Raw genomic sequence first — 25,721 nt, forward strand, 5'->3', positions numbered from 1 at the left:
CCCGCGCCGGGGCTTTTTTCCTTCCGGAGTTCCCGAAGATGATGCTGCATGTGCCCGAAGTGCTGAGCCCGGACCAGGTGCGCAGGATGCGCGCCACGCTCGATGCCACCCAGTGGGTCGACGGGCGCGAGACCGTCGGCGACCAGGGCGCGCAGGTCAAGCGCAACCGGCAGCTGTCCGAGCATTCGCCGGTCGGACGCGAGCTCGCCAAGACCGTGCTGGCCGCGCTGGCGCGCAATCCGCTGTTCTTTTCGGCCGCCCTGCCCGCGCGCTTCGTGCCGCCGCTGTTCAACCGCTACGAGGGCGGCGAGCACTACGGCCTGCACGTCGATGGCGCGGTGCGCGCCGTGCCCGGCAGCGAGCAGCCGCTGCGCACTGACCTGTCGTGCACCCTGTTTCTCTGCGACCCCGACGATTACGACGGCGGCGAGCTCGAGGTGGTCGACACCTACGGCTCGCACGAGGTCAAGCTGCCGGCCGGCGATCTGATCCTGTATCCGTCGAGCAGCCTGCACCGGGTGCACCCGGTGACCCGGGGCGCGCGCGTGTGCGCCTTCTTCTGGGCCCAGAGCATGGTGCGCAACGACCAGCAGCGCGCAATGCTGTTCGAACTCGACCAGAACATCCAGAAACTGCGCGCCCGGCTGGGCGAATCCCAGGAAACCGTGGCCCTGACCGGCCACTATCACAACCTGCTTCGGCTCTGGTCGGAGATATAGCCGGACCACCCCTCATAGCGAATAGCTGTCGCGCCGGGCGCTGACGAATACGATAGTTATTGCAAATGCGAGGGATTCTTATTTATAATCGCTACATCCAACAGCCAGCCAAACTGCCGCTTTCACAGCCATGATCGTTTGCATTTGCCGCCGAGTCTCCGACCGCGAAATCGCACGCCATGTGCGCGCGGGGATGACCTTCGACGAAGTGCAATTCGAACTCGGCGTGGCCACCCAGTGTGGCCAATGTGAAGGATGTGCGCGCGATATCGTCGCGCAGTGCAGCGCTTCGCACCCGGTCGCGGCCCTGCACTGCGAATCGGAACCGAAGTCGATCCAGCTTGCCAACTCCATCAAGGAAAGCAAAGCATGGAACTCGTCTCTGCACTCGGCGGCAGCCTGATCCTGGTGGCGGGCTCCGTCTGGTGGATCCTTCGTAAATAGAAGTAGACGTCGTCGTAGCGGTTTTGCTGCAATCGGGGCACGTACCCACGTGCTCGCACTCGAATGGTTGATCGTGTCTGACCGCTTTGCCCCCCCTCCCTCCGTTTTCGGCCTCTCGCGCAACGCTGCCATCGCCGGCGGCGTGATCGTCTTCCACGCCGCCGCGCTCTGGGCGCTGCAGAGCGGCCTGCTCCGCCGGGCCGCCGAAGTGGTGATCCCGGTCGAGATCATGAGCCAGTTCGTCGAGCCGCCGAAGCCCACGCCTCCGCCGCCGCCTCCCCCACCGCCGCCGCCCCAGCCGCGCGTGAAGGCGCCGCCGCCGCCCCGGCCGCAAGCCATCCGCGAGCCCAAGCCCACGCCGGCGCCGCAAGCCCCCGTGGGCGATCCGGAACCACCGCCGCCGGCCCCGACACCGCCCTCGCCGCCGCCCGCGCCTCCCGCGCCGCCGGCTCCTCCGCCGGCACCGCCCGCACCGCCCAAGGTGGTCGAAGTGACGGCCGCGCAGGCACAGTGGCTGCGTCCTCCGGCCCCGGTCTATCCGCAGTTGAGTTCGCGGCTCGGAGAGGCCGGCACGGTGACCATTGCCGTGTACTTCAACCGCAGCGGCCTCGTGCGCCGTGCCGAAATCCTCAAGTCCAGCGGCTACGACCGCCTCGACCGCGCGGCCCGCGATGCGGTGCTGAAGTCGTCCGTGACCGTGAGCAACTATCCGAACGCGAGCGACGAGACCCTCTTCATGCTGCCCGCGCCCATCGTTTTCAACCAACCTAAGTAACTGAGACCCCTATGGATTCCCAATTTGGCTTGATGAATGTCTGGCACCAAGGCGACTTCGTCACCAAGGCCGTCGCGGTGCTGTTGATCGCCATGTCGCTCGCGTCGTGGATCGTGATCATCGTCAAGGCGCTCGACGTCATCCGCTACAAGCGTCTCGCCAAGCAGTCGCAGGACTTCTGGCACAGCGAGGATTTCGCCACCGCGCTCAACAAGCTCGGCAAGGACGACAGCAACCCCTTCCGCGCCCTGGCGCTCGAGGGCCGCGAAGCCGCCGCGCATCACCGCAACACCAAGGCGCACCTGCATGACGCGCTCGACGTCAGCGACTGGATCACGCGTTCGCTGCGCAACGGCATCGACGCCTTCACCGCGCGCCTGCAGACCGGCCTGGCTGTGCTGGCGTCGGTCGGTTCGACCGCGCCCTTCATCGGCCTGTTCGGTACCGTCTGGGGCATCTACCACGCGCTGATGAGCATCGGCTCGGCCGGCCAGGCCACGATCGACAAGGTCGCGGGCCCGATCGGCGAAGCGCTGATCATGACGGCCCTGGGCCTCGCGGTCGCCATTCCCGCCGTGCTTGGCTACAACGCCCTGGTGCGCGGCAACAAGTTCGTGCTGACCAAGCTCAACGCCTTCGCGCACGACCTGCACGCCTACTTCGTGACCGGTGCCCGCGTCCAGAGCGGCGCCGAATCGATCGTGGTTCCGCTCAAGAAGGGCTGAACATCATGGCTTTCGGAACCCAAGACGAACCCGATGAGGTGATGAACGAGATCAACATGACGCCGCTGGTCGACGTCATGCTGGTGCTCCTGATCATCTTCATCATCACCGTGCCGGTGATGAAACACGCGGTGAACATCGACCTGCCGCGCGCCACCAGCGAACCCGAGCAGCCGAAGCCCGAGAACATCCTGTTCAGCGTGACGGCCGAGGGCGACTACTACTGGAACGACCAGAAGATCTCCGACAGCGAGCTGCCAACCCGCCTCGCCGCCGAGGCCGCCAAGGAGCCGCAGCCCGAGCTGCACATCCGCGGCGACAAGGCGGTGCGCTACGAACGCGTGGCCAAGGCGATGTCGGAGGCGCGCGAAGCCGGCGTGCGCAAGATCGGTTTCATCACCGAACCCGACGCGAAATAACTGCCCCGCGGGTCACAAAATTTTTCATCGCAGCGATTGACTTCTTGTTGAGAATTATTATCATTCAATCATCGCTTCGATAAGAGGAATTCGAGATGCCAGCCACCACCAACGCCTTTGCTGTTCTGAGCCACCCTTCGCTCGATCAATCGGGCGGCGGTCACGCCACCATCCAGGCTCAACGACCGGTTCCGATGGTCGAGAGCACCGAACTGCTCAAGGGCAGCAAGACCGTCGGCATCATGCACAACGGCTCGCTGTACCGCCTGCAGGCCACCAAACTGGGCAAGCTGATCCTGACCAAGTAGGTCCCGGTCAGCCGCCCCTCGCGCAAGTTTCATCGTGGGGCGACTCCAGGAGATTCATTTCTCCGAAGGGTCGTTTTTTGCTAGCCAACGGTTCGCCGACTAGCCAAGCTTTTTTTCACGCTGAACGTCCAATCAAAAACGCCGACTCTCGAGTCGGCGTTTTCGTTCGTGCAGGCGCCGAGGCGCCCGCGCGGCAGCTCAGAGACCGAGAGCCGCGATGCCGGCCTTGGCGACCTGCGCATCCTCGTTCGACTTCACGCCGCTGACGCCCACGGCACCGATCACGTGGCCGTCCTTCACGATCGGCACGCCGCCTTCGAGCAGGCCGTGCACCAGCGGTGCCGTCAGGAAAGCGGTGCGGCCGCCGTTGATGATGTCCTCGTAGACCTTGCTCTCGCGGCGGCCCAGGGCGGCCGTGTGGGCCTTGGCCGGTGCGATGTGCGAGGACAGCGCGGCCGCGCCGTCGAGGCGCTGCAGCCACAGCAGGTTGCCCGCGTCGTCTGCGATGGCGATCGTCACGGCCCAGTTGTTCTTGAGCGCCTCGGCTTCGGCGGCGGCGGCGATCAGCTTGACATCGGCGAGTTCAAGGAATGATTTGGTTTGCATGATGGTGATCAAAGTCTTGTTGCGTCGAACCCCAGAGCATACCGGCCCGCCGTGCGGCCTCCCCCCTGTCGGACGGCGCGCCGTCTAAGGAACACCCCCCATACGGTCTTTGCGGGCCGCGCTCTTGCAGACTTCTAGAATGCGCCCAACTGCTACGGCAGCAACCACAGGAGCTTCGGCCATGAACGACCGCGTTACAACCCTCGACACTTCCACCGGCTACGGTCAGGTGCTGCCGCAGGCTGACCGCCAACGCGTGCTGCGCAACACCTACTGGCTGCTGGCGCTGAGCCTTCTTCCCACCGTGCTGGGCGCCTGGCTGGGCGTGCAGACCGGCATCACCCGTTCGCTGACCGGCGGCCTCGGACTCATCGTCTTCCTCGGCGGTGCCTTCGGCTTCATGTTCGCGATCGAGAAGACCAAGAACTCGGCCGCCGGCGTGCCGGTGCTGCTGGCCTTCACCTTCTTCATGGGCCTGATGCTCTCGCGCCTGATCTCGATGGTGCTGGGCTTCAAGAACGGTCCCGAACTGATCATGACGGCCTTCGGCGGCACCGCCGGCGTGTTCTTCGTGATGGCCTCGCTGGCCACCGTGATCAAGCGCGACCTGTCGGGCATGGGCAAGTGGCTCTTCGTCGGCGCGATGGTGCTGATGGTCGGCGCGGTCATCAACGTGTTCGTCGGCTCGACCGCCGGCATGTTCGCGATCTCGGTCGCCGCCATCGGCATCTTCTCGGCCTACATGCTCTATGACCTGAAGCAGATCATCGACGGCGGCGAAACCAACTACATCAGCGCGACCCTCGCCCTGTACCTCGACCTGTTCAACGTGTTCCAGAGCCTGCTGGCGCTGCTGGGCCTCGCGGGCGGCGAACGCGACTGACGCTTCCTCTTTCGATGGCCTCGCAGGCTATCGATCGGTGAAAAAAGAAAGGGCCCTTCGGGGCCCTTTCTCATTGCGACGTCAGGCCCGTCTCATTCGCGTTCGAACACCGCGATCGACTCCACATGCGCCGTGTGCGGGAACATGTTCACCACGCCCGCGTGCGTGCAGCGATAGCCGGCCTGATGCACCAGCAAGCCGGCATCGCGCGCCAGCGTCGACGGATTGCAGCTCACATAGACGATGCGCTTCGGCGGCGTCCAGCCGCCCGTGCGCAGCTCGGGCTGCTGGTGCAGGTCCGCCATCGCCTTGGCCAGCGCGAAGGCGCCCTCGCGCGGCGGGTCGACCAGCCACTTGTCGGCCTGCCCGTCGGCGACCAGCATCTCGGGCGTCATCTCGAACAGGTTGCGCGCCACGAACGACGCTGGCGACAGCGCGCGCCGCGCGGGGGTCGCGGGCTGGTTCTTCCGGAAGTTCTCGGTGGCCCGCGCCACCAGCGTGTCGCTGCCCTCGATGCCCAGCACCTCGCGCGCGCGGCTCGCCAGCGGTAGCGTGAAGTTGCCGAGGCCGCAGAACCAGTCGATCACGCGCTCGTCGGACTGCACGTCGAGCAGGCGCAGCGCCTTGCCCACGAGCGCGCGGTTGATGTGCGGATTGACCTGCGTGAAGTCGGTGGGCCGGAACGGCATCGTCACGCCGAACTCGGGCAGCCCGTAGGCCAGCGGCGTGCCGCCCTCCTCCAGCAGCCGCACGGTGTCGGGCCCCTTGGGCTGCAGCCACCATTGCACCTGCTCGTTCTTCGCGGCGAAAGCCTTGAGGCGACCGATGTCGGCGCCCGACAGCGGCTCGAGATGCCGCAGCACCAGCGCGATGGTGCCGAGCGCCTGGGTGCCCGGCGCATCGCCACAGGCCAGTTCGATCTGCGGGCAGGTGTCGCGCGCGTCGAGCGAGGCGATCAGCGCGCGCAGTGGCATCAGCATCTGGCTGACCTGCTTGGGCAGCACGGGACAGACCTGCATGTCGGCCAGGTAGCGGCTCTTGCGCTCGTGAAAGCCGATCAGCACCGTGCCCTTCTTGACCACGTGGCGCACCGACAGGCGCGCGCGGTAGCGGTAGTGCCAGGCCGGGCCCTCGAGCGGACGCAGCAGGTTCTCGGGGCGGACCTTGCCGAGGTGCCAGAGGTTGTCCTCGAGCGCGCGCTGCTTCACCGCCACCTGCGCCGCGGCGTCGAGGTGCTGCATCTTGCAGCCGCCGCAGGCGCCCGTGTGCAGGCCGAAGTGCGGGCAGCCGGGCCGCACGCGCTGCGAGGACTCGCGCCGGATCTGCGTGACCGTGCCCTGCTCCCAGTTGTTCTTGCGGCGATGCACGTTGAGCTGCACCTCTTCGAAGGGCAGCGCACCTTCGATGAACACGACCATGCCGTCGGCCTTGTGCGCCACGCCCTGCGCATCGAGGTCCAGCGATTCCACGTGCAGCCATTCGCCGCCGGCGTTCGTGGGGGTGTCCGTGGGGGATTTATCTTTCTTGATGGATTCCGTCATGCCCCGATTGTCTCAGCGTGGGAAGAGGCCCTCGCGCGGAACCCGGCGGAGCTAGAACAGGGCGTCCCGCCCCACGCCCGAACGCGCGAGCTGGCGCCGCATCTTCGCGAGCGCCTCGTTCTGGATCTGGCGCACGCGCTCGCGCGTCAGGCCCAGCCGCACGCTCAGCACCTCGAGCGTCTCGGGCTCGCGGTCGTGCAGGCCGTAGCGGCCTTCGAGCACCTCGCGCTCGCGCGCATCGAGCGCGGCCACCCAGCCGTCGAGCAGGCGTTCGACCTCGTGCGCCTGGGTCGCGCCCGTGGGATCGCTCTCCTCGCTGTCCGCCGCGACCGAATCGGACAGCGCGTAGCTCTCTTCGCCATGCGACTCGCCCGCGTCGAGCGAGCGCGGCGCCTCGGCCAGCGCCAGCAGGTCGGCCACCGACTGCACGTCCGAGCCCAGCAGCGCCGCCACGTCTTCCACGCGCACCCCGTCGGGCCGGCGCGCGAGGAACTCGGGATCGCCCTCGAGCGTGCGGCGCGCGCGCAGCACTTGCTGCAGTTCGCGCACGATGTGCACCGGCAGGCGGATCGTGCGGGACTGGGTCATCAGCGCGCGCTCGACCGACTGGCGTATCCACCAGGTCGCATAGGTCGAGAAGCGGAAGCCGCGCTCGGGCTCGAACTTGGTGATCGCATGCATCAGGCCAAGGTTGCCCTCCTCGATGAGGTCGGAGAACGGCACGCCGCGGTTGAGGTAGGCCTTGGCGATGTTGACCACGAGCCGCAGGTTGTGCTCGATCATGGACTGGCGCGCCGCGAAGTCGCCGGCCCGCGCGGCGCAGGCAGCCGCGTATTCCTGCTCGGGGGTGAAAAGCTCGGTGCGCCGGATGCGGCGCAGGTAGACGGTGAGCGCGTCGGCCGTGTCGTCGCCGGTGCGCGCGAGCGCTTCGGCGTTCGGCTCGGGCGCGATCAGGCCATCGGGTGACGAGACAGGCGGTGAGGCCTCACCGCCGGATACCGCTTCGGCCGTGCTGCCCGCCGACCGGCGCACGGGCAGCGTGCGACGGGGGCGGGAACCGGCCATGGCATCACCGGTTCGGGAGGTAGCGCGCCGGATCGACCGGCTTGCCCTGGCGACGGATCTCGAAGTGCAGCTTCACGCGATCGGCATCGCTGCTGCCCATCTCGGCGATCTTCTGGCCCTTCTGGACCGACTGGTCTTCCTTCACGAGCAGCGTCTGGTTGTGCGCGTAGGCCGTGAGGTAAGTGTTGTTGTGCTTCAGGATGATCAGGTTGCCGTAGCCGCGCAGGCCCGCACCCGCATAGACCACGCGACCGTCGGCGGCGGCCAGCACCGGGTCGCCGGCCTTGCCGCTGATGTCGAAGCCCTTGTTCTTGGCATCGTCGAAGCCCGCGATCAGCGACCCATGGGCGGGCCAGATCCAGCCGATGTCCTCATCGCCACCCGATGCAGCCGGGCTCGAGGGCGAGGCCGTGACCGGCGGCTTGGTGCCCGCAGCGGCGGCACCGCTCGCGGCCGCGCCAGGCACGACTGCAGGCTGCGGCGTCACCGGCTTGGTGACGACGCCGTTCTCGTTCGGCGCCGACGGCGCGGCGGCCACGGTGGAACCCGGGCCCGAGGGCGGAATCACGCGCAGCACCTGCCCCACCTCGATCAGGTCGGGGTTGTCGAGGTTGTTCCAGCGAACGAGGTTCTGCCAGGTCTGGCCGGTGTCGTTGGCGATGCGGCGGATGGTGTCGCCGGGACGCACGGCGTAGTAGCCCGGCTTGCCAAAGTTCTCGATGCCGGCCAGCGGCTTGCCCGAGGCGTCGGTGGTGATGGTCGGACCGCCCGGAACGGGCGCGGCCGCGCCGGGGGCGCGAGTCATCGTGCCGCGGTCTTCGACCGGTGCCGGGCCGCGCGGCGTGGAACACCCCGCGATCACGAGCACGACGGCCAACGTGACGCCAGCGTACCAACTCCGATTGCCAAAACCCTGCATTTGTTATTCCTTCAAGCAACGCCCGATTTTAGGGGGACAAAGTGAACCGCCTCAAGAATGAGGCGCTCGAGACCGCGGGCCGTCTTGTCGATCACGACGAGGGCCTGGCCGCCCTTCGCCGAGTGCGTCGGCGCGACGATTCGCCCCCCCACCGCGAGCTGTTCGATCCAGGCCTCGGGCACCGCCTCGCCACCGGCGGCGGCGATGATGCCCGCATAGGGCGCACCCTTGGCGTAGCCGACTATGCCGTCGCCGAACATCAGGTGAACCGTGGCCAGCCGGAAGTGCCGCAGATTGGTCCGTGCCCGCTCGTGCAGGCCGCGCAACCGTTCGATGCTGTAGACCTCCGTGGCCACGTGGTTCAACACCGCAGCCTGGTAGCCGCAACCGGTGCCGATCTCGAGCACGCGCCCCAGACGGTCCTGCGGCTTGCCACTCAGAGCCGGGGCCGCGAGCAAAAGTTCGATCATGCGCGCAACGACGCTGGGCTTGGAGATGGTCTGGCCCAGTCCGATCGGCAGGCTGGTGTCTTCATAGGCCTGGTTGACCAGCGCGCTGTCGACGAAGCGATGCCGCTCGACAGCGCCCATGGCGCGCAGCACGCGCGCATCCGAAATCCCCTGCGCGGCCAGCTTCTGCACCATGCGCGTACGCACCGCGTCGGAGGCCATCGATGGCGTCGACGGGACCGGCGGCTTGGGCGACACGGCGGGCTGCCGTCCGCGCAGCGCGGACGAAGCCGGCGTCGAAGCCGAGACGGTGGGCGCGAGGCGAGCCGGAAATCCAGGCCGTTGGGTCGCCATGTCAGTCGGCGAGCCGGACCACCGCGTCGCGCCACTGGCCCAGGTTGGCGTGGTCGGTCAGGTCGATCTGCAACGGCGTCAGCGCCACGTGGCCCTCGGCCGTGGCATGGAAGTCGGTGCCCTCGCCGCTGTCCTTGGCGCTGCCCGCGCCGGCGATCCAGTACATCGTGTCGCCACGCGGGCTTTCCTGCGTGATGACCTTCTCGGCCGCGTGGCGGCGGCCCAGACGGCACACCTTCACCGGCTTTAGCTCGTCGAACGGCCGGTTCGGCACGTTGACGTTGAGCAGGAAGGCGCCACCCTCGAGCATGCGCTCGCGCTCGATGCGCTGCACCAGCCGGCGCGCCACCTGGGCCGCCGCGTCGACATGGGCCCAGCCCTTCTCGATCTGCGAGAACGCGATCGCGGGAATGCCGAACAGGTAGGCCTCCATGGCTGCGCCGACGGTGCCCGAATAGATGGTGTCGTCGCCCATGTTGGCGCCGTTGTTGATGCCCGAGACCACGAGGTCGGGCCGGTAGCCGAGCAGGCCCTTGAGCGCGATATGCACGCAGTCGGCCGGGGTGCCGGTCACGTAGCGGAAGCCGTTGTGCGCGGTGTGGACGTAGAGCGGTGCGGCCAGCGTCAACGCGTTCGACTTGGCGCTGTTGTTGTGCTCGGGCGCCACCACCTCGACGTCGGCCAGATCCTTGAGCGCGTCGTGCAGTGCGACGATGCCTGGCGCCTGGAAGCCATCGTCGTTGGAAATGAGTATCTTCATGATGCGGTGCGGTGCAACGGATTGTAGGCGTCGGGTGCGTCGCAGCAGGGACAAGGACACGCGAGGGCGACGCCTATCATCGCGCGCTTCATTGCCTCAACATTACTACCCGTTTCGAAGGAGACCGAGCATGCACGCATGGCTTTGCGAGAACCCCGTCGGCGTCGACGCGCTCACCTGGAAAGAGCTGCCCACGCCGACACCCGGCCCGGGCCAGGTGCTGATCGAGATCCGGGCCGCGAGCCTGAATTTCCCCGACCTGCTGATCGTGCAGAACAAGTACCAGATGAAGCCGCCGCTGCCCTTCGTGCCGGGCTCGGAATACGCGGGGATCGTCCAGGCCGTGGGCGAAGGCGTCACGCACCTCAAGGTCGGCCAGAACGTTGCCTGCCTCTCGGGCACCGGCGGCTTCGCCACCCACACGCTGGCGCCCGCAGCACTGTGCATGCCGCTGCCCGAAGGTTTCGGCCATGTCGACGCCGCAGCCTTCATCATGATCTACGCGACCTCGTGGCACGCCCTGATGGACCGCGCGCAGCTCAAGGCCGGCGAAACCGTGCTGGTGCTCGGCGCGGCGGGCGGCGTGGGCACGGCCGCCATCCAGATCGCCAAGGCGGCCGGCGCCAAGGTGATCGCGGCGGCTTCCACCGACGAGAAATGCGAGCTGTGCCGCTCGATCGGTGCCGACGCGACGATCAACTACACCACGCATGCGCTGCCCAACGGTTTCAGGGATGCCATCAAGGCCGCGACCGACGGCAAAGGCCCGGACGTCATATACGACCCGGTCGGTGGCGATTTCGCGGAACCCGCATTTCGCTCGATCGGATGGCGCGGCCGCTATTTGGTCGTGGGTTTTGCGTCGGGCCCGATTCCCTCGCTGCCATTGAACCTCACGCTGTTGAAAGGCGCGTCGCTGGTCGGCGTGTTCTGGGGCGATTTCGCCAAGCGCGAGCCGAAGGCCAACGCGCAGATGATGGCCGAATTGGCGCAATGGTATGGCCAGGGAAAGATCAAGCCGGTGATCGACAGCACGATGCCGATGGCCGAATTGAAAGCCGCCTACGCGCACATGGGCTCGCGCGGCGTCAAGGGAAAGCTCGTGATGGTGAACTGATCGCCACGGACCTGGGCATCCCGAGATGGGTGTCCATGCCCGCAATAAAAAAAGCCCGCGCATGCGGGCTTTTTTATTGCGGAGTCGGCCAGCGCGTGTTCGCGCACCACGCTCACTTGATCTCGAAATCCGTCAGCGACTTGCCGGCGGCCAGCGCCTCGGTCACCCAGCGCGGCTTGCGGCCACGGCCACCGGACCAGGTTTCGCCGGTCGGGCTGCGGTACTTGGCGGCGGCCTTGGGCGCCGGCGTGCTGGCGGCGCGCTTGACGGAAACGGCACGGCCGGCCGAAAGCTTCAAATCCGACGCGGTCAGACCATAGTCGGCGATCTTCTTGCGAATCTCCTCGATCACCCCGGCACGTTCATGGTTGCGCAGTTCTTCGGCCTGCTTGCGCAATTGCGCGATCTGTTCGTCGTGCTTCTGGATCTGGGAATTGATATCTGCGAGCGTCGAGGCCATTGGCGAACTCCTGTAAATGAAAACGCCCGCAGTTTAATTCAGTTTGCAATTGATTTTGAGCAAACCCGAGCAGAAAAATCCGGGCCGCTTGGCGTTTTACAACAGCCGAGGGGGTAAAACGCCCCGTTCTTGGGCAAGATCGAAGGCTGGGCCAGGGTTTTGAACGCTCGGCTGCAATGGCACAGCGAAGAAATTGAATGCCGCGGTACCGCCGTGGCCCGTTTCGGCTCGCTCGCGCCTATTCGGAAGCAGGAAAGAAATGCCCGGCCCGGCATTGCATGCAAAAGGCGCTATAGCCGCGCCCCAAAAGAAAAACGGCCCTGGATCGCTCCAGGGCCGTTTCTTCGGAATTCATATGGGGTGGCTGATGGGACTCGAACCCACGACGACCAGAATCACAATCTGGGACTCTACCAGCTGAGCTACAGCCACCGTAATAGAGTCCACGATTATAGCCATAAAAGCCGCGCGCCCGACCCCGGTTTGAAAGAATGATGCGCGCGGCCCACTCAACCCGCCGCCAGCGGGCCGGAAGGCGCCACCTGCGGCGCCTCCTCGTGCGCGGCGTCCTTCTGCCGGATCGAACCATCCGACCGTTCGAAGGTGCCGATCAGCAGGCCGCTGGCGATCGCATGCGCCTTCAGTTCGTCGACCACCTCGTCCCGCCCGGGCGCCACGGAGAACTCGTGTGCCCGGTCGAGCGCGAACAGCTGGAAGGCATAGCGATGCACACCGTGCCCGGGCGGCGGATCGGGCGGCAGCCAGGCGGCCTGCAGCCCGGAATTGCGCCCGGCATGCACCGTGTCCTGCCCTTCGTTGCCCTGGCTCGGCAGCGCCGCCTCGACCAACCGGGTGTCGCCGGGCGGCAGGCTGACGACGATGGCATGCACCAGCGGGTTCGGCGTGGGCGAATCCGCGTCCTCCACCACCAGCAGCAGCGAGGCGGTGCCTTGCGGCACGCCCTCCCACTGCAGGGGCGGCGACAGCCCTTCGCCATCGGCCGTGTAGCGCGGCGGAATCGGCGCGTGATCGGCAAAGGCCAGGCTGGTCAGCGAAATAGTGGCCATGCCTTCGCGCAGGCCGAGCGTGTTGAAAACGATCTTGTCCAGGCCGGCACGCACGCCGTGAAGGGCCTGGCCGATGACTTCGGGCAACTTTTCGAGCATGCCAAGGGTATAGCGTCCCGTTCGCCGCAGCCCTGTAGGACGCCACAGCGGGCCGGCCGCAGCCGTCGGCGCCAAATCGCGCAGCCTTGCATCCCGATTCGTCTGCACGCGCTTTCGCAGCGCCCGCGCGGCGCATCCGGCCGCTATCATGGCCGCGCCCTGCCATGCGGGCGCCGCTTCATTCACGAACCAAAGGGATCACTCATGAGCATCGTCTGGACCATCCTGATCGGCTTCGTCGTAGGTCTGGTGGCACGCGCCGTCAAGCCGGGCGACGACTCCGCGGGCTTCATCGTCACCACGCTGATCGGCATCGCGGGCTCGCTGATCGTCACCTACGTCGGCCAGTCGCTCGGCTGGTACACCGCCGGCCAGGGCGCCGGCTTCATCGCGTCGGTGCTCGGCGCGATCGTGCTGCTGATCCTCTACGGCCTCATCAAGCGCAAGAGCTGAGCCGCCAGGCCATCGGGCGGGGCCGATGCCACGCAAACCCCGCGCGCACCACCATGTCTACGTGGTCGAACTCGACGACCGCGTCTGGAACATCGGCCGCTTCCGGCGCGCCAATCCCGATTACCAGCTCGGCAAGCCCTTCGTCTACGTGGGCATGACCGGGCTCGATCCCGACATCCGCTTCGACAAGCACAAGGCCGGCATCCAGGCCAACAGCTTCGTGCAGGACTACGGCCTGCACCTGCTGCCCGCGCTCTACGAGCGCTACAACCCGATGAACTATGAAGACGCGCGCTCGATGGAAGTCGAGCTCGGCATCGCCCTGCGCAAGGCGGGCTACGGCGTCTGGCAGGCCTGAGCTTCAGGAGTAGGTAACCCAGTCCTCGTACGCCGGCCCGTCGAGATGCGGCAGCGTGTTGTAAGTCACCAGCATGTGGCGCTTGGGCGTGAAGGCGAACTCGGTCACCGACGAGTTGCGGATGCGCAGGTTGAGCTCGATCGTGGTCTCGGCGCTGGTGCCCAGCACATGGCCCACCGCCGTGCTGATCGGCCCGCCGCTCGACACCACGAGCACCTTGGCCCCATGGTGCTTGTCGCGCACGTGATCGAGCGCGGTGGTCACGCCCGCGAGAAAGTCCACGTAGCTGGGCATGCCGACCGGCTTCGTGCGCCCCTGCATCCACGCGCCCAGCCCTTCGCGCAGCAGGCGGAAGTGATGCCGGTACATCTCGGGCGAATCGGGCTTCTCGAGCTTGCCCTCGTGGATGGTCGCGATCACCGCCTCGCTGTCGTACTCGTTGAGGCCGGGCCATGGCAGCACGTCGTTGCGCGTCAGACCGAGGCCCTGCGCGATGCCTTCCCAGGTCTGCCGATGCCGGCGCAAGGTGCCGGTGATCACGGCGTCGAAACGCATGCCGCGCTCGCGCCAGTACTCGCCGAGCCGCACGGACTGCCTGTGGCCCAGTTCGCTCAGGTGGTCGTAGTCGGCCGCGCCGAAGCTGGCCTGGCCATGGCGCACGAGGTAGAGAGTTCCCATGCGCGGATTCTGGCAAGAAGCGACCGCGGCGCTTGTCCCACGCGAGACGGAAAAAGCAACGGGCCGCACAAGGCGGCCCGCGAAGGGAAGAGGAAGCGCCTCGCGGCGCGACCCGGTCAGCGTGCGCCGGCGAACGGCAGTCCGTCGGTCGCGGGACGCGGCACCAGGATCTCGGCCTTGTAGCGGTCCTTCAGCAGGTTGTAGTAGGCGGCGTCTTCGGCGGCGGCGATCGACTGGCCGACCTGCGCGTTCTCCTGCTTGGCGACTTCCGCCGTCGGCGCGGTGCGCGGCACGGCCTTGGTCACACGCACCACGGCATAGCCCTGCGTGCCGAGGTCGACGCCGACCAGGGTCGGCAGCTTGCCGGCGTCGGCGCGCAGCGCGGCCTCGACCACCACGCCCGGCTGCGCCTTCGCATCGATGCGCGACACGGTGACGGGCGCCGCGAAGTTGGCGCCGTCGGCCTTCGTGGTCCAGGCCGCGAGCTTGGCCTCGCCCTCGGTCTTCGCAAGGGCGGCGGCGCGCTCGGTGACGAGCTGTGCGCGGATCTTGTCCTTCACGTCGGCCAGCGGAATCGGATGCGCGGCCGAGTACTGGGTCACGCGGCCCGAGGCGAGCTGGTTGGTGCCGACCTCGATCGCTTCGGTGTTCTGCTTGCGGCTCAGCGAATCGGGCGAGAACAGCGCGCTCAGGAAGTTGCGGCTCGCGAGCGGTCCGGTCGCACCGGGTGCGGCCGTGCGGCCGATGTTGGTCGCGGTCTGGATCGTGAGCTTGAGCTTCTCGGCCGCTGGCTTCAGGCTGTCGGGCTGCTGGTACACCGCATCGGTGAAGGTCTCGGCAGCCTTGGCGAACTCCTGCGTGGCCTGCTGGGCGCGGTAGTCGTTCTCGAGGGTGGCGCGCACCTGCTCGAACGGAGGCACCACGGCCGGCTTGATGTCGTCCAGGCGGATGATGTGATAGCCGAACTCGGTCTCGACGACGTTGCTGATCTCGCCCTTCTTCAACGCGAACATCGCGTCTTCGAAAGGCTTGACCATCGCGCCGCGCGTGACGAAGTCGAGGTCGCCGCCCTTCTCGGCCGAGCCCGGATCCTGCGAGTTCTTGCGCGCGACATCGGCGAAGGTGTTGGGCGCCTTGCGCACGTCGGCCAGCAGTTGCTCGGCCTTGGCCTTCGCCTTGGCGCGATCGGCCGCCGGCGCGCTGGCGGCCGCGGTGATCAGGATGTGGCTCGCACGACGCTCTTCCTTGGTGCCGAAGCGCGAGGTGTTCTGGTCGTAGTAGCTCTTGAGCTCGGCCTCGTTGACCGTCACGTTCTTCTTGGCTGCTTCGAGGTCGAGCAGCAGGTACTCGATGCTCGCCTGCTCGGGCGCCTGGAACTGCGACGTGTGGTCCTTGTAGTAGGTCTCGATGTCGGCATCGCTGACCGTGACCTTCGACGCGAAGCCCTCGGGCGCGAAGCGCGACACCTGGATCTCACGCTGCTCGTAGAAGGCGTTGATGGTGGCGGCGGCCAGCGCGGGCGGCGTGAAGGTGGTGCCCGACACGCCCAGCAACAGTTGCTGCGTGGCGAGCTCGGCGCGCATCGACGCTTCGTACTGCTCGGGGGTGCGGCCGGTCACGCGCTGGAAGGCGTCGCGGTCGAACTTGCCCTCGGGCGTGCGGAAGGTCGCGAGGCCCGGATCCTGCGCGAAGATGCGCGAGAGGCGCTCCTCGGAGACCGTCATGTTGGCCTTGTTGGCCGCCACCGTCAGCACGCGGTCGCGAACCATCTTCTCGAGCGTGGCGTAGCGCAGCGCATCGGAGTCGAGCACCAGCGGGTCGACGTTGGGCGACTGCTGGCGGATGCGGTCGGTTTCCACGCGATGCTGCGCATCCCATTCGGGCCGCGTGATGCTGGCGCCATCGACATGCGCGACGGCCTCGTCCTTGGAAAAGCCCTGGTAGCGCTCGACGCCGAACAGCACGAACGACGGGATGATCAGCAAGAACAAGACAATCATCATGATCTTGTTGTACTTGCGGAAGAAATCAAACATGCTTGAACACTCTCATGCGGTGGCTGTCGGACGGCAATAAAAAAGGCGAACCGTTGTTCGCCTTTGCATCGGGTGGTGGTGGGTGCTGAGGGGCTCGAACCCCCGACCTACGCCTTGTAAGGGCGCCGCTCTACCAGCTGAGCTAAGCACCCCACCGGGAATACTTTTCTTCCGAGTTCTCGTCGTCGACTTAGTTCAACGCGTCCTTGAGGGCCTTGCCGGGACGGAACTTCGGAATCTTGGCGGCCTTGATTTTAATCGCGTCGCCGGTGCGGGGATTGCGACCCGTACGGGCTGCACGTTTACCGACTGCAAAAGTACCGAAACCGACGAGCGACACGGAGCCGCCCTTCTTGAGCGTTGTACGAATGGCGCCGATGGTGGATTCGAGCGCGCGCGTGGCGGCTGCTTTGGAAATATCGGCGTTCTTTGCGATGTGCTCAATCAGTTCGGTCTTGTTCACAAGGGCCCCTTGTAGAAAAAAGTTGGTCGGCTTTCGTCGGCTGGCGAGTCGGTCGCGACGTGGTGCGACGCAGAAGCTTGGCAGGCCTGACGCCCCGGCAGCGCGCTGCCATCGGGGATTACAACCACTGGCCTGCGGGGTGTCAATACGACATCAGCCCGTGCGGCGCAGCGGAGCGCGCGATTCTAGGGGCGTTTCGCGAAGACCTTTTTCCGCCGGGGCCGCGGCCGTCTCACAAGGCCTCGGCGATCGCTTTTCCGAGGTCGCTGGTGCTCGCCTTGCCACCGATATCGGGTGTGCGCGGCGCACCGCTTCCGGGCGCGAGCACCTTCTCGATGGTCGACAGGATCGCGTCGTGCGCGTCCTTGTGGCCGAGGAACTCCAGCATCATCGCGCCGCACCAGATCTGGCCGATCGGGTTGGCGATGCCCTTGCCTGCGATGTCGGGCGCCGAGCCGTGCACCGGTTCGAACAGCGAGGGCGTGGTGCGCTCGGGGTTGAGGTTGGCGCTCGGCGCGATACCGATGGTGCCGGTGCAGGCCGGTCCCAGGTCGGACAGGATGTCGCCGAACAGGTTGCTCGCCACCACCACGTCGAAGAAGTCGGGCCGCTGCACGAAGTGCGCGGTGAGGATGTCGATGTGGAACTTGTCGAGCGTCACGCCCGGGTAGGCCTTCGCCATCTCGGCCACGCGCTCGTCCCAGTAGGGCATGGTGATCGAGATGCCGTTCGACTTGGTGGCGCTGGTCAGGTGCTTCTTCGGCCGCGACTGCGCGAGTTCGAACGCGAACTTGAGCACGCGGTCCACGCCCACGCGCGACATCACGGTCTCCTGCACCACGATCTCGCGCGGCGTGCCTTCGTACATGCGCCCACCGATGCTCGAGTACTCGCCCTCGGTGTTCTCGCGCACGATGTACATGTCGATCTCGCCGGGCTGGCGCGGCGAGCCGTCGCGGCGCACCACCGGTGCGACGATGCCGGGCATCAGGCGCGCGGGACGCAGGTTGATGTACTGGTCGAACTCGCGGCGGAACAGCAGCAGCGAGCCCCACAGCGAGATGTGGTCGGCGATCTTCTCGGGCCAGCCGACCGCACCGAAGAAGATGGCGTCATGACCGCCGATCTGGTCCTTCCAGTCGTCGGGCAGCATCTTGCCGTGCTTCTCGCAGTAGTCCCAGCTCGAGAAGTCGAAGTGGTCGAACTTCAGGTCGATGCCGAACTTGCGCGCCGCCGCATCGAGCACGCGCACGCCCTCGGGCGTGGTTTCCTTGCCGATGCCGTCGCCGGCGATGACTGCGATTCTGTGGGTGGTCATGGTCTGGGTCCTTCCGATGGGATGAGCGGTGCAAAGAAGTCGAGTGCCTCGGCGAGCAGTTCGCCCGGCGCCTCCTCGGGAACGTAGTGGCCGCAGGGCAGCGCATGCCCCTCGACCCGGTCGGCGCGCTCGCGCCACAGCGCCAGCACGTCGAAGGCGCGGCCGACCACGCCGTGCGCGCCCCACAGCACGCGCAGCGGCATCGCGAGCCGCGCGCCCGCGGCGATGTCGGCACGGTCGTGGTCGAGGTCGATGCCGGCCGAGGCGCGGTAGTCCTCGCAGATCGATTCGGCGCTGCCCGGGATGGCCGCGCAGCGCTCGTACTCCGCGAGCACCTCGGGCGCGAAGGGCGCGAGCCCCGCATGGCGCCCGCCCATCACGCTGCGCACGTAGCGCACCGGATCGGAGGCGATCAGCGCCTCGGGCAGCGGCGGCGGCTGGATCAGGAAGAACCAGTGCCAATAGGCGCGCGCGAAGGCTTCCGAGGTGTGCTCGTACATGGCGAGCGTGGGCGCGATGTCGAGCAGCAGCATGCGCTCGACCGCCGCCGGATGGTCGGCCGCGAGCCGGTGCGCCACGCGCGCGCCGCGGTCGTGCGCGAGCACGCCGAAGCGCTCGAAACCGTGATGCCGCATCGCCGCGAGCGCATCGAGCGCCATCGCGCGCTTGCTGTGGTTCTCGTGCGCGGCATCGGCGGCAGGCCGGCCCGAATCGCCGTAGCCGCGCAAATCGATCGCCACCACGGTGAAGCGCTCGGCCAGCGCGGGCGCGACACGGTGCCAGATGGCGTGCGTCTGCGGGTGTCCGTGCAGCAGCAGCAGGGGTGCCCCACTGCCGCCGATGCGGCCATGCACGCGCACGCCATCGCGTTCGATGTCGAAGACGGGAAAGTCGAGGAAGGAGGCGGTCACGCGGCGATTGTGCGTTGCGCACCCGGGTCCATCAAGCAACAATCGGCCAATTCATACTTTCCGTTCTGGCATGAATTCATTGGCACTGGAGCGCGGCGACCTGGCACTGGCGCTCGCCATCCGCGAACACGGCAGCCTCGCGGGCGCGGCCGGCGCGCTCGACGTCGTGCCCTCGGTGGTCACCAAGCGGCTCGGCGCGCTCGAGGCGCGGCTGGGCCAGCGGCTGTTCGACCGCACCACGCGGCGGCTCAGTGTCACGGCCGAAGGCGAGGCCGTGTGCCGGCACGCGAAGCAACTGCTCGAAGGCTTCGCGGCGCTCGAGGGCGAACTCGGCGAGCGCCAGAACGAGCTCACGGGCGCGGTGCGGCTGGCCGCCACCTTCGGCTTCGGCCGGCGCTGGCTCGGTCCGGCCCTGGCGGAGTTCCAGGCTGGCCACCCGGCCCTGCGCATCGAGCTGCAACTGACCGAGCGCCTGCCCGACCTCGGCGCCGAAGGCTACGACGGTGCGCTGTGGTTGTGGGCGGTGCAGCAGCGCCACGCCTCGGACTGGGTCTCGCGCCGCATCGCGCGCAACCAGCGCGTGCTGGCGGCGTCGCCCTCCTACCTCGCGCGCCGCGGCACGCCGGCCAGCGTCGAGGCCCTGGCAGCGCACGACTGCCTGGTCGCGCGCGAGAACGGCGAGCTCCATCGGCAGGAATATGCGCTGTGGTCGCTGCGGCACGGCCGCGACGGCAGCACGGCGCGCGTGCGGGTGCAGGGGCCGCTGTCGAGCAACTCGGGCGAGATGGTGCGCGACTGGTGCTTGGCGGGCCACGGGATCATGCTGCGCAGCCTCTGGGACATCGCGCCGCAGCTGGCCTCGGGCACGCTGGTTCGGGTGCTGCCACAGTACGCGATGCCCGATGCCGACATCCACTGGATCGCGCCCTGGCGGCCGAAGACGCCGCGGCGGGTGCGGCTGCTGGTCGACCACCTGGCCGAACGCTTTCGTGGCGAGCCCTGGAAGCCAGCGCGCTAGGCGAAAGCCCCGAGCCTCAGCGGGCCGCGCGCACCACCAGGCTCACGCCCACCGCCGTGAGCGCGGTGCCCAGCAGCGTGGCCAGCGTGATCTGCTCGCGGAACAGCAGCCAGGCCATGAGGGCCGTGCAAGGCGGCACCAGGTAGAGCAGGCTCGTGACCGCGGTCGCGGTGCCGCGCTGGATCAGTATGTAAAGCAGCGAGCTCCCACCCAGCGAGAGCGCGAGCACCGACCAGGCCATCGCGCCGATCGAATGCGCGTTCCACGCGATGGCCTCGGGCTCGAGCAGTGCGAACGGCAAGGTCACGACCACGGCCGCCGCCATCTGCACCGCGCTGGCGCTGCGCACGTCGCAGGGCGCGACGAAGCGCTTCTGATAGAGAGTGCCCGCGGTGATCGCCCCCAGCGCCATGAGCGCCAGGCTCATGGTCTCGGCATTGACCTCCGAGCCGTCACCCAGCTTGCGCCACACCACCAGCACCAGCCCCGCGAAACCCAGGGCCAGGCCCAGCCACTGCCGCGGCGACACGCGCCCGCCGTTGAAGGACATCCAGATCGCGGTCAGCACCGGCTGGATACCGACCAGCAGCGCGACCAGCCCCGAGCCCATGCCCGCGCGCACCGCGGCCCAGACCCCGCCGAGGTAGCCGGCCTGCATCAGGATGCCGGTGACCGCGAGGTGCCCCCACTGCGCCCGGGTCGACGGCCACGCCACGCGCGCCAGCGCGACCCACAGGCCGAAGCAGAGGAACGAGAGCACGAAGCGCACGGCCAGGAACTTGAAGGGCGGCGCATGCGGCATGCCGTAGCGCGCGACGATGAAGCCCGTGCTCCAGATCAGCACGAAGACCGCGGGCATGGCCCGCAACCAGCCCGCCTCGCGGGCTGAGGCGGCGCTCATTTGGCCCGGGCCCGGATCTCGGGAATGGCCTTTTGCAGGTAATAGACCATCGACCACACGGTGAGCACGGCCGAGACCCAGATCAGCCACTGGCCCCACAGGCCGGTGTCGATGAAGCCGAACAGCTGCCCGTCGTAGAGCAGGAACGGGATCGCGACCATCTGCACGGTCGTCTTGACCTTGCCGATCATGTGCACTGCCACGCTCTTGCTGGCGCCGATCTGGGCCATCCATTCGCGCAGCGCGGAGATCGCGATCTCGCGGCCGATGATGATCAGCGCCACGAACACGTCGGCCCGGTTCAGGTGCACCAGCACCAGCAGCGAGGCGCAGACCAGGAACTTGTCGGCCACCGGATCGAGGAAGGCGCCGAAGGCCGAGGTCTGGTTGAGCTTGCGCGCCAGGAAGCCGTCGAGCCAGTCGGTGGCCGCGAACACGATGAACATGACCGTGGCGATCACATTGCGCATCGGGTCGGCGATGGGCAGGTAGAACACGCCGACGATCAGGGGGATCGCGACGATGCGCGTCCAGGTCATGATGGTCGGCAGGGTCCAGAACATGCGCTCGATTGTGTCACGCGAAAACGATGGATTCGAGAACGGGGGCAAAGCCGTGCCGGCGGCCTGCTCCCGCGCCGTCAAGTTCAGTGCAGCGCACGGTAGATTTCCTCGGCCAGGTCGAAGGCGATGCCCTCGACCGAGGCGATGTCTTCCACGCTCGCCGCCGCCACGCCGCGGATGCCGCCGAAGCGCTGCAGCAGACGGGCCCGGCGCTTCGGGCCGATGCCCGGGATGTCCTCGAGCTGGCTGCCGCCCACGCGCACCTTGGCGCGCTTGGCGCGCATGCCGGTGATGGCGAAGCGGTGCGCCTCGTCGCGGATCTGGGCCACCAGCATCAGCGCCGCCGAATCCTTGCCCAGGTAGACCTTCTCGCGGCCGTCGGCGAACACCAGTTCCTCGAGGCCGACCTTGCGGCCCTCGCCCTTCTCGACCCCGACGATCAGCGACAGCGGCAGGCCCAGCTCGCTGAACACCTCGCGCGCCATCGACACCTGGCCCTTGCCGCCATCGACCAGCACCAGCTCCGGCATGCGCGCGCCGCGGGCTCGCACCGGAGCCGCCGCACCCTCGACGCCCTCTGCACCTTCGCTCTCGGCATCGCCGGGCGGCAGCGCCTCGGTCTCGGCCGCCATCGCCTCGGCCAGCTTGCCGTAGCGGCGATGGAGCACCTGGCGCATCGCCGCATAGTCGTCGCCGGGCGTGATGCCGTCGATGTTGTAGCGGCGGTATTCCTTGTTCTGCATCGCGTGGTGCTCGAACACCACGCACGAGGCCTGCGTGGCTTCGCCCGCCGTGTGCGAGATGTCGAAGCACTCGACGCGGAAGTTGTCGAGGTCGTCGCTCGCGAGCTCCAGCGCATCGGCCAGCGCGCGGGTGCGGGCCTGCTGCGAACCCTCTTCGGCCAGCAGCCGCGCTAGTTGCAGGCTGGCGTTCTTCTCGGCCATCTCGAGCCAGTGGCGGCGCTGCTCGCGCGGCTGGAACACGGCCGTCACGCGCGTGCCCGACTGCAGCGACACCGCCTCGATCAGCTCACGGCCCACGGTTTCGCTGAGCACCAAAGTGGCCGGCACCGGCACGTCGATGTAGTGCTGCGCGATGAAGGCTACGAGCACCTGCACCTCGACCGAATCGGTGACGGCGGGCACGGCGCCCTCGCCCTCGCCCTCGCCCTCGTCGTTGTCGAGCTCGCCATGCTGCATCAGCGAGGCATCCTCGACGTGCACCGGGAAATAGGGCCGGTCGCCCAGGTGACGGCCGCCGCGCACCATGGCCAGGTTCACGCAGGCCTTGCCGCCCTGCACCTTGACCGCGAGGATATCGACGTCCTTGTCGGAGGCGATCTCGATCGACTGCTGGTGCAGCACGCGCGAGATGGCCGACATCTGGTTGCGCAGCTCGGCCGCCTGCTCGAACTCCAGCTTCTCGGCATGCGAGGTCATGCGCTGCTCGAGCGTGGTGAGCACCAGTTGCGTGTCGCCGCGCAGGAAGGCCTCGGCGCTCGCCACGTCCTGCGCGTAGGCCTCGGTCGAGATGTGGCCCACGCAGGGACCGGTGCAGCGCTTGATCTGGTAGAGCAGGCAGGGCCGGGTGCGGTTGGCGTACACCGTGTCCTCGCAGGTGCGCAGCTTGAACACCTTCTGCAGCAGCTGGATCGACTCCTTGACGGCCCAGGCGCTCGGGTACGGCCCGAAGTAGCGGTGCTTCTTGTCGACCGCGCCGCGGTAGTAGGCCAGCCGCGGAAACTGGTGCGAGGCGATCTTCAGGTAGGGGTAGCTCTTGTCGTCGCGAAACAGGATGTTGTAGCGCGGCTTGAGCGTCTTGATGAGGTTGTTCTCGAGCAGCAGCGCCTCGGCCTCGGAGCGCACCACGGTGGTCTCCATGCGCGCGATCTTCGAGATCATGTGGCCGATGCGCGTGCCGCCGTGGCTCTTCTGGAAGTAGTTGGCGACCCGCTTCTTGAGGTTGCGCGCCTTGCCCACGTAGAGCACGGCGCCGGCCGCGTCGAAGTAGCGGTAGACGCCCGGCAGCTGCGGCAGGGCCGCGACTTCGCTGAGCAGTTGATCGGAATGCACGTCTGACATGGCGGCTATTGTGGCGCGCGGCGGCGGGTGCCATGGCCGGCCCCGCGCAAACCCCGAGGTGGGTGGAACGGAATCTGCAGATGATGGGATGCGGGCACGAGGAGCGCCCGCGTCGTTCCATCAAAACTATTCGGGAAAACTCTCCATGACAAAGAAGATTCAGCCGCTGGGCTGGCGGGCGCTTTCGCCCTTGGCGCTCGCATTGGCCGTGGCCGGTTGCGGCGGCGGTGGTGGCGGGCAGGACAACGCGGCGCTGATCGCGGCGATCGCCGCCATCAACGCGGCCAACCCGCCGGCGCCGCCTCCCCCGGCGGCCGACAAGGGCTGCCTGATCGGCGACAGCGGCACGCCGGTGACGGTGGGCTCGGGCGACCCCGGCGACCCGGCCGCGCCCGAACCGGCCTCGGGCTACGTGGTCGGCCACAAGCTGGTCTATGCCAAGAACTACATGGTGGTGGCCAACCATCCGCTGGCCACGCGCGCGGGCTGCGACATCCTCAAGGCCGGCGGCAGCGCGGTCGACGCCGCGGTGGCGGTGCAGGTGGTGCTGGGCCTGGTCGAGCCGCAGTCCAGCGGCCTGGGCGGCGGCGCCTTCATGCTGCACTACGACGCGAAGACCAAGAAGGTGCAGGCCTACGACGGACGCGAGATGGCGCCCGCCGCAGCCACCGAGAACTACCTGCGCTACATCGACGACGTCAGCGACAAGAACCCGCCGCAGCCCACCTCGCGGCTGCGCGCGAGCGGCCGCTCCATCGGCACGCCCGGTGCCGTGCGCATGCTCGACATCGCCTACAAGGACCATGGCAAGCTGCCGTGGAAGGATCTGTTCGGCTACGGCATCACGCTGGCCTCCGACGGCTTCCCGATCGGTGGCCGCATGGCCACGGCCATCTCCGGCGCGGCCACCGACATCAAGCGCGACGCCGACGCGACCGCCTATTTCTTCAACGAGGACGGCACGCCGAAGGCGCTGGGCACGCGGCTCAGGAACCCGGCCTATGCCAAGACCCTCACGACCCTCGCTACGCAAGGCGCGGACGCGTTCTACACCGGCGCGATCGCCCAGGGCATCGTCGACAAGATCGCGGTCTCGAAGGCCGTCGACGGCTCGGCCATCACACCCGGCAAGACGACCATGGCCGACATGGCGAACTACGTGGCCAAGCGCCGCGATCCGGTCTGCGGCACCTACCGCGATTACTACATCTGCAGCATGTCGCCGCCCTCCTCGGGCGGCATCGCGGTGGTGCAGGCGCTCGGCATCCTCGAGAACTTCAACATGGGCCAGTACAAGCCGACGGCCATCGACCTCGAGGGCGGCAAGCCCAGCGTGATGGGCGTGCACCTCGTGAGCGAAGCCGAGCGCCTGGCCTATGCCGACCGCGACAAGTACGTGGCCGACACCGACTTCGTACCGCTGCCTGGTGGCTCGCCCGACAAGATGCTTCGCAAGTCCTACCTGCAGGAGCGAGCAGGCCTGATCAGCCTGACCAAGAGCATGGGTCTGGCCGACCCCGGCAACCTGGACAACGTACCGCGGGGCATCGACAAGACCGAGGAGCGCGGCACCACCCACTTCACCGTGGTCGACAAGCAGGGCAACGTGGTGACGATGACCACGACGGTGGAAGCCTCGATGGGCTCGTTCCACATGACCCAGGGCTTCCTGCTGAACAACCAGCTGACCGATTTCTCGGCCGACCCCAACGACGCCAAGGATCCGAGCATCAAGGTTGCCAACCGTGTCGAGCCGGGCAAGCGCCCACGCAGCACGATGGCGCCAACCCTGGTGTTCAAGAAGAACGCCGACGGCAGCATGGGCGATTTCGTGATGGGCACGGGCTCCCCGGGCGGCGGCACGATCATCCAGTACGTGGTGAAGACGCTGGTCGGCGCGCTCGACTGGGGCCTCGATGCCCAGCAGGCCACCTCGCTGGTCGATTTCGGCGCCACCAACAGCAAGGCGAAAGCCGAAGACAAGTTCTCGCCCACCAACGTGGGCGGCGAACACCCCGCCATCGACACCTCGAACTCGGGCAACAACGATCCGCTGATCGCCGGCCTGCGCGCACTCGGCCACACGGTCAACTTCGGCGCCCAGTCCAGCGGCATCAGCACCATCATCCGCACCAACGTGGGTGGCCAGCCAGTGCTCACGGGCGGCGCCGATCCCCGGCGCGAAGGCATCGTGCTCGGCGATACCTTCACGCCCTGATCCGGGCCCGAAG

Annotated in this window: 28 protein-coding genes and 2 tRNA genes; 12 read left to right on the forward strand and 18 right to left on the reverse strand. The window is 67.5% G+C overall.

Annotation, left to right across the window (positions count from 1 at the left end):
- Positions 1-38: 38 nt before the first annotated feature.
- The 6 genes from BM109_RS11870 to hemP all read left to right on the forward strand — a co-directional run bounded on the left by BM109_RS11870 (position 39) and on the right by hemP (position 3,390).
- Positions 39-719: a Fe2+-dependent dioxygenase gene (locus BM109_RS11870; RefSeq protein WP_093343005.1), complete on the forward strand. Its 681-nt coding sequence runs from the start codon at positions 39-41 to the stop codon at positions 717-719.
- A gap of 130 nt (positions 720-849) precedes the next feature.
- On the forward strand, positions 850-1,122 hold the full coding sequence (locus BM109_RS11875; RefSeq protein ID WP_082322199.1) for a (2Fe-2S)-binding protein: 273 nt from the start codon (positions 850-852) through the stop codon (positions 1,120-1,122).
- Between the two features lie 114 nt (positions 1,123-1,236).
- Positions 1,237-1,938, forward strand: coding sequence for an energy transducer TonB (locus tag BM109_RS11880; RefSeq protein ID WP_093343469.1), 702 nt, complete (start codon positions 1,237-1,239; stop codon positions 1,936-1,938).
- Between the two features lie 11 nt (positions 1,939-1,949).
- A complete protein-coding gene (locus BM109_RS11885; RefSeq protein WP_057590302.1) occupies positions 1,950-2,663 on the forward strand; it encodes a MotA/TolQ/ExbB proton channel family protein in 714 nt (237 codons plus the stop codon).
- Between the two features lie 5 nt (positions 2,664-2,668).
- Positions 2,669-3,082 (forward strand): ExbD/TolR family protein, encoded by a 414-nt coding sequence (locus BM109_RS11890; RefSeq protein ID WP_093343007.1) that lies wholly within the window; start codon positions 2,669-2,671, stop codon positions 3,080-3,082.
- A gap of 95 nt (positions 3,083-3,177) precedes the next feature.
- Positions 3,178-3,390 carry a hemin uptake protein HemP gene (gene hemP / locus BM109_RS11895; protein ID WP_093343008.1) on the forward strand — a complete coding sequence of 71 codons (213 nt, stop codon included), beginning with the start codon at positions 3,178-3,180 and terminating at the stop codon, positions 3,388-3,390.
- A gap of 198 nt (positions 3,391-3,588) precedes the next feature.
- Here hemP and BM109_RS11900 read toward each other — a convergent pair whose 3' ends face one another.
- Positions 3,589-3,996 (reverse strand): GlcG/HbpS family heme-binding protein, encoded by a 408-nt coding sequence (locus BM109_RS11900; protein WP_093343471.1) that lies wholly within the window; start codon positions 3,994-3,996, stop codon positions 3,589-3,591.
- Between the two features lie 181 nt (positions 3,997-4,177).
- Between BM109_RS11900 and BM109_RS11905 the strand changes: the two genes are divergently transcribed.
- Entirely contained in the window at positions 4,178-4,879 is a 702-nt protein-coding gene (locus BM109_RS11905; protein WP_093343010.1) for a Bax inhibitor-1/YccA family protein, read from the forward strand.
- 92 nt (positions 4,880-4,971) lie between these two features.
- Here the strand turns inward: BM109_RS11905 and rlmD are convergent, their stop codons facing one another.
- Genes rlmD through surE form a run of 5 tightly spaced genes read right to left on the reverse strand, consistent with a single transcriptional unit; the run spans position 4,972 to position 9,967 of the window.
- A complete protein-coding gene (rlmD, locus tag BM109_RS11910; protein ID WP_093343011.1) occupies positions 4,972-6,420 on the reverse strand; it encodes a 23S rRNA (uracil(1939)-C(5))-methyltransferase RlmD in 1,449 nt (482 codons plus the stop codon).
- 51 nt (positions 6,421-6,471) lie between these two features.
- Positions 6,472-7,485, reverse strand: a complete 1,014-nt coding sequence (locus BM109_RS11915) for a sigma-70 family RNA polymerase sigma factor (RefSeq protein WP_093343013.1) — start codon at positions 7,483-7,485, stop codon at positions 6,472-6,474.
- Between the two features lie 4 nt (positions 7,486-7,489).
- Positions 7,490-8,404: a peptidoglycan DD-metalloendopeptidase family protein gene (locus BM109_RS11920; protein WP_093343014.1), complete on the reverse strand. Its 915-nt coding sequence runs from the start codon at positions 8,402-8,404 to the stop codon at positions 7,490-7,492.
- Between the two features lie 11 nt (positions 8,405-8,415).
- The gene (locus BM109_RS11925; RefSeq protein ID WP_093343016.1) at positions 8,416-9,207 is read right to left on the reverse strand and encodes a protein-L-isoaspartate(D-aspartate) O-methyltransferase; all 792 of its coding nucleotides are present in this window, start codon (positions 9,205-9,207) and stop codon (positions 8,416-8,418) included.
- 1 nt (position 9,208) lies between these two features.
- Positions 9,209-9,967: a 5'/3'-nucleotidase SurE gene (gene surE, locus BM109_RS11930; protein WP_093343018.1), complete on the reverse strand. Its 759-nt coding sequence runs from the start codon at positions 9,965-9,967 to the stop codon at positions 9,209-9,211.
- 130 nt (positions 9,968-10,097) lie between these two features.
- Here surE and BM109_RS11935 point away from each other — a divergent pair, with 130 nt between their 5' ends.
- Positions 10,098-11,084: an NADPH:quinone oxidoreductase family protein gene (locus BM109_RS11935; protein WP_057590318.1), complete on the forward strand. Its 987-nt coding sequence runs from the start codon at positions 10,098-10,100 to the stop codon at positions 11,082-11,084.
- A gap of 112 nt (positions 11,085-11,196) precedes the next feature.
- Here BM109_RS11935 and BM109_RS11940 read toward each other — a convergent pair whose 3' ends face one another.
- From BM109_RS11940 to BM109_RS11950, 3 genes are all read right to left on the reverse strand, one after another.
- Positions 11,197-11,544, reverse strand: a complete 348-nt coding sequence (locus BM109_RS11940; RefSeq protein WP_093343020.1) for an H-NS histone family protein — start codon at positions 11,542-11,544, stop codon at positions 11,197-11,199.
- 356 nt (positions 11,545-11,900) lie between these two features.
- Positions 11,901-11,976 (reverse strand) — tRNA-His (locus BM109_RS11945).
- A gap of 77 nt (positions 11,977-12,053) precedes the next feature.
- Positions 12,054-12,710 carry a YbhB/YbcL family Raf kinase inhibitor-like protein gene (locus BM109_RS11950; RefSeq protein WP_093343022.1) on the reverse strand — a complete coding sequence of 219 codons (657 nt, stop codon included), beginning with the start codon at positions 12,708-12,710 and terminating at the stop codon, positions 12,054-12,056.
- Between the two features lie 204 nt (positions 12,711-12,914).
- Here BM109_RS11950 and BM109_RS11955 point away from each other — a divergent pair, with 204 nt between their 5' ends.
- Positions 12,915-13,163: a GlsB/YeaQ/YmgE family stress response membrane protein gene (locus BM109_RS11955; RefSeq protein ID WP_093343024.1), complete on the forward strand. Its 249-nt coding sequence runs from the start codon at positions 12,915-12,917 to the stop codon at positions 13,161-13,163.
- 25 nt (positions 13,164-13,188) lie between these two features.
- Positions 13,189-13,521: a hypothetical protein gene (locus BM109_RS11960; protein WP_093343026.1), complete on the forward strand. Its 333-nt coding sequence runs from the start codon at positions 13,189-13,191 to the stop codon at positions 13,519-13,521.
- Positions 13,522-13,524: 3 nt separating this feature from the next.
- On the opposite strand, the gene BM109_RS11965 is transcribed toward BM109_RS11960, so the two are convergent.
- From BM109_RS11965 to BM109_RS11990, 6 genes are all read right to left on the reverse strand, one after another.
- Entirely contained in the window at positions 13,525-14,199 is a 675-nt protein-coding gene (locus BM109_RS11965) for a histidine phosphatase family protein (protein WP_093343028.1), read from the reverse strand.
- 116 nt (positions 14,200-14,315) lie between these two features.
- A complete protein-coding gene (locus BM109_RS11970) occupies positions 14,316-16,235 on the reverse strand; it encodes a SurA N-terminal domain-containing protein (RefSeq protein WP_093343030.1) in 1,920 nt (639 codons plus the stop codon).
- Positions 16,236-16,311: 76 nt separating this feature from the next.
- Positions 16,312-16,387 (reverse strand) — tRNA-Val (locus tag BM109_RS11975).
- Between the two features lie 38 nt (positions 16,388-16,425).
- Complete coding sequence (locus BM109_RS11980; protein ID WP_007830705.1) at positions 16,426-16,698, reverse strand: HU family DNA-binding protein; 273 nt, start codon at positions 16,696-16,698, stop codon at positions 16,426-16,428.
- A gap of 232 nt (positions 16,699-16,930) precedes the next feature.
- The gene (locus tag BM109_RS11985) at positions 16,931-18,016 is read right to left on the reverse strand and encodes a tartrate dehydrogenase (protein ID WP_093343032.1); all 1,086 of its coding nucleotides are present in this window, start codon (positions 18,014-18,016) and stop codon (positions 16,931-16,933) included.
- A complete protein-coding gene (locus tag BM109_RS11990; RefSeq protein ID WP_093343034.1) occupies positions 18,013-18,927 on the reverse strand; it encodes an alpha/beta fold hydrolase in 915 nt (304 codons plus the stop codon). The genes BM109_RS11985 and BM109_RS11990 overlap by 4 nt, the downstream gene beginning before the upstream one ends.
- Positions 18,928-18,997: 70 nt before the next feature.
- Here BM109_RS11990 and BM109_RS11995 point away from each other — a divergent pair, with 70 nt between their 5' ends.
- Positions 18,998-19,945: a LysR family transcriptional regulator gene (locus tag BM109_RS11995; protein WP_093343036.1), complete on the forward strand. Its 948-nt coding sequence runs from the start codon at positions 18,998-19,000 to the stop codon at positions 19,943-19,945.
- Between the two features lie 16 nt (positions 19,946-19,961).
- On the opposite strand, the gene BM109_RS12000 is transcribed toward BM109_RS11995, so the two are convergent.
- From BM109_RS12000 to uvrC, 3 genes are all read right to left on the reverse strand, one after another.
- On the reverse strand, positions 19,962-20,846 hold the full coding sequence (locus BM109_RS12000) for a DMT family transporter (RefSeq protein WP_093343038.1): 885 nt from the start codon (positions 20,844-20,846) through the stop codon (positions 19,962-19,964).
- Positions 20,843-21,409 (reverse strand): CDP-diacylglycerol--glycerol-3-phosphate 3-phosphatidyltransferase, encoded by a 567-nt coding sequence (pgsA, locus tag BM109_RS12005; protein ID WP_057590401.1) that lies wholly within the window; start codon positions 21,407-21,409, stop codon positions 20,843-20,845. Before pgsA ends, BM109_RS12000 begins: the two co-directional genes overlap by 4 nt.
- An 83-nt stretch (positions 21,410-21,492) precedes the next feature.
- Positions 21,493-23,490, reverse strand: coding sequence for an excinuclease ABC subunit UvrC (uvrC, locus tag BM109_RS12010; RefSeq protein WP_093343039.1), 1,998 nt, complete (start codon positions 23,488-23,490; stop codon positions 21,493-21,495).
- 145 nt (positions 23,491-23,635) lie between these two features.
- Between uvrC and ggt the strand changes: the two genes are divergently transcribed.
- Positions 23,636-25,708: a gamma-glutamyltransferase gene (ggt, locus tag BM109_RS12015; protein WP_093343041.1), complete on the forward strand. Its 2,073-nt coding sequence runs from the start codon at positions 23,636-23,638 to the stop codon at positions 25,706-25,708.
- The last annotated feature ends 13 nt before the right edge of the window (positions 25,709-25,721 follow it).

It is taken from the genome of Variovorax sp. PDC80, assembly GCF_900115375.1.
Classification (GTDB): domain Bacteria; phylum Pseudomonadota; class Gammaproteobacteria; order Burkholderiales; family Burkholderiaceae_C; genus Variovorax.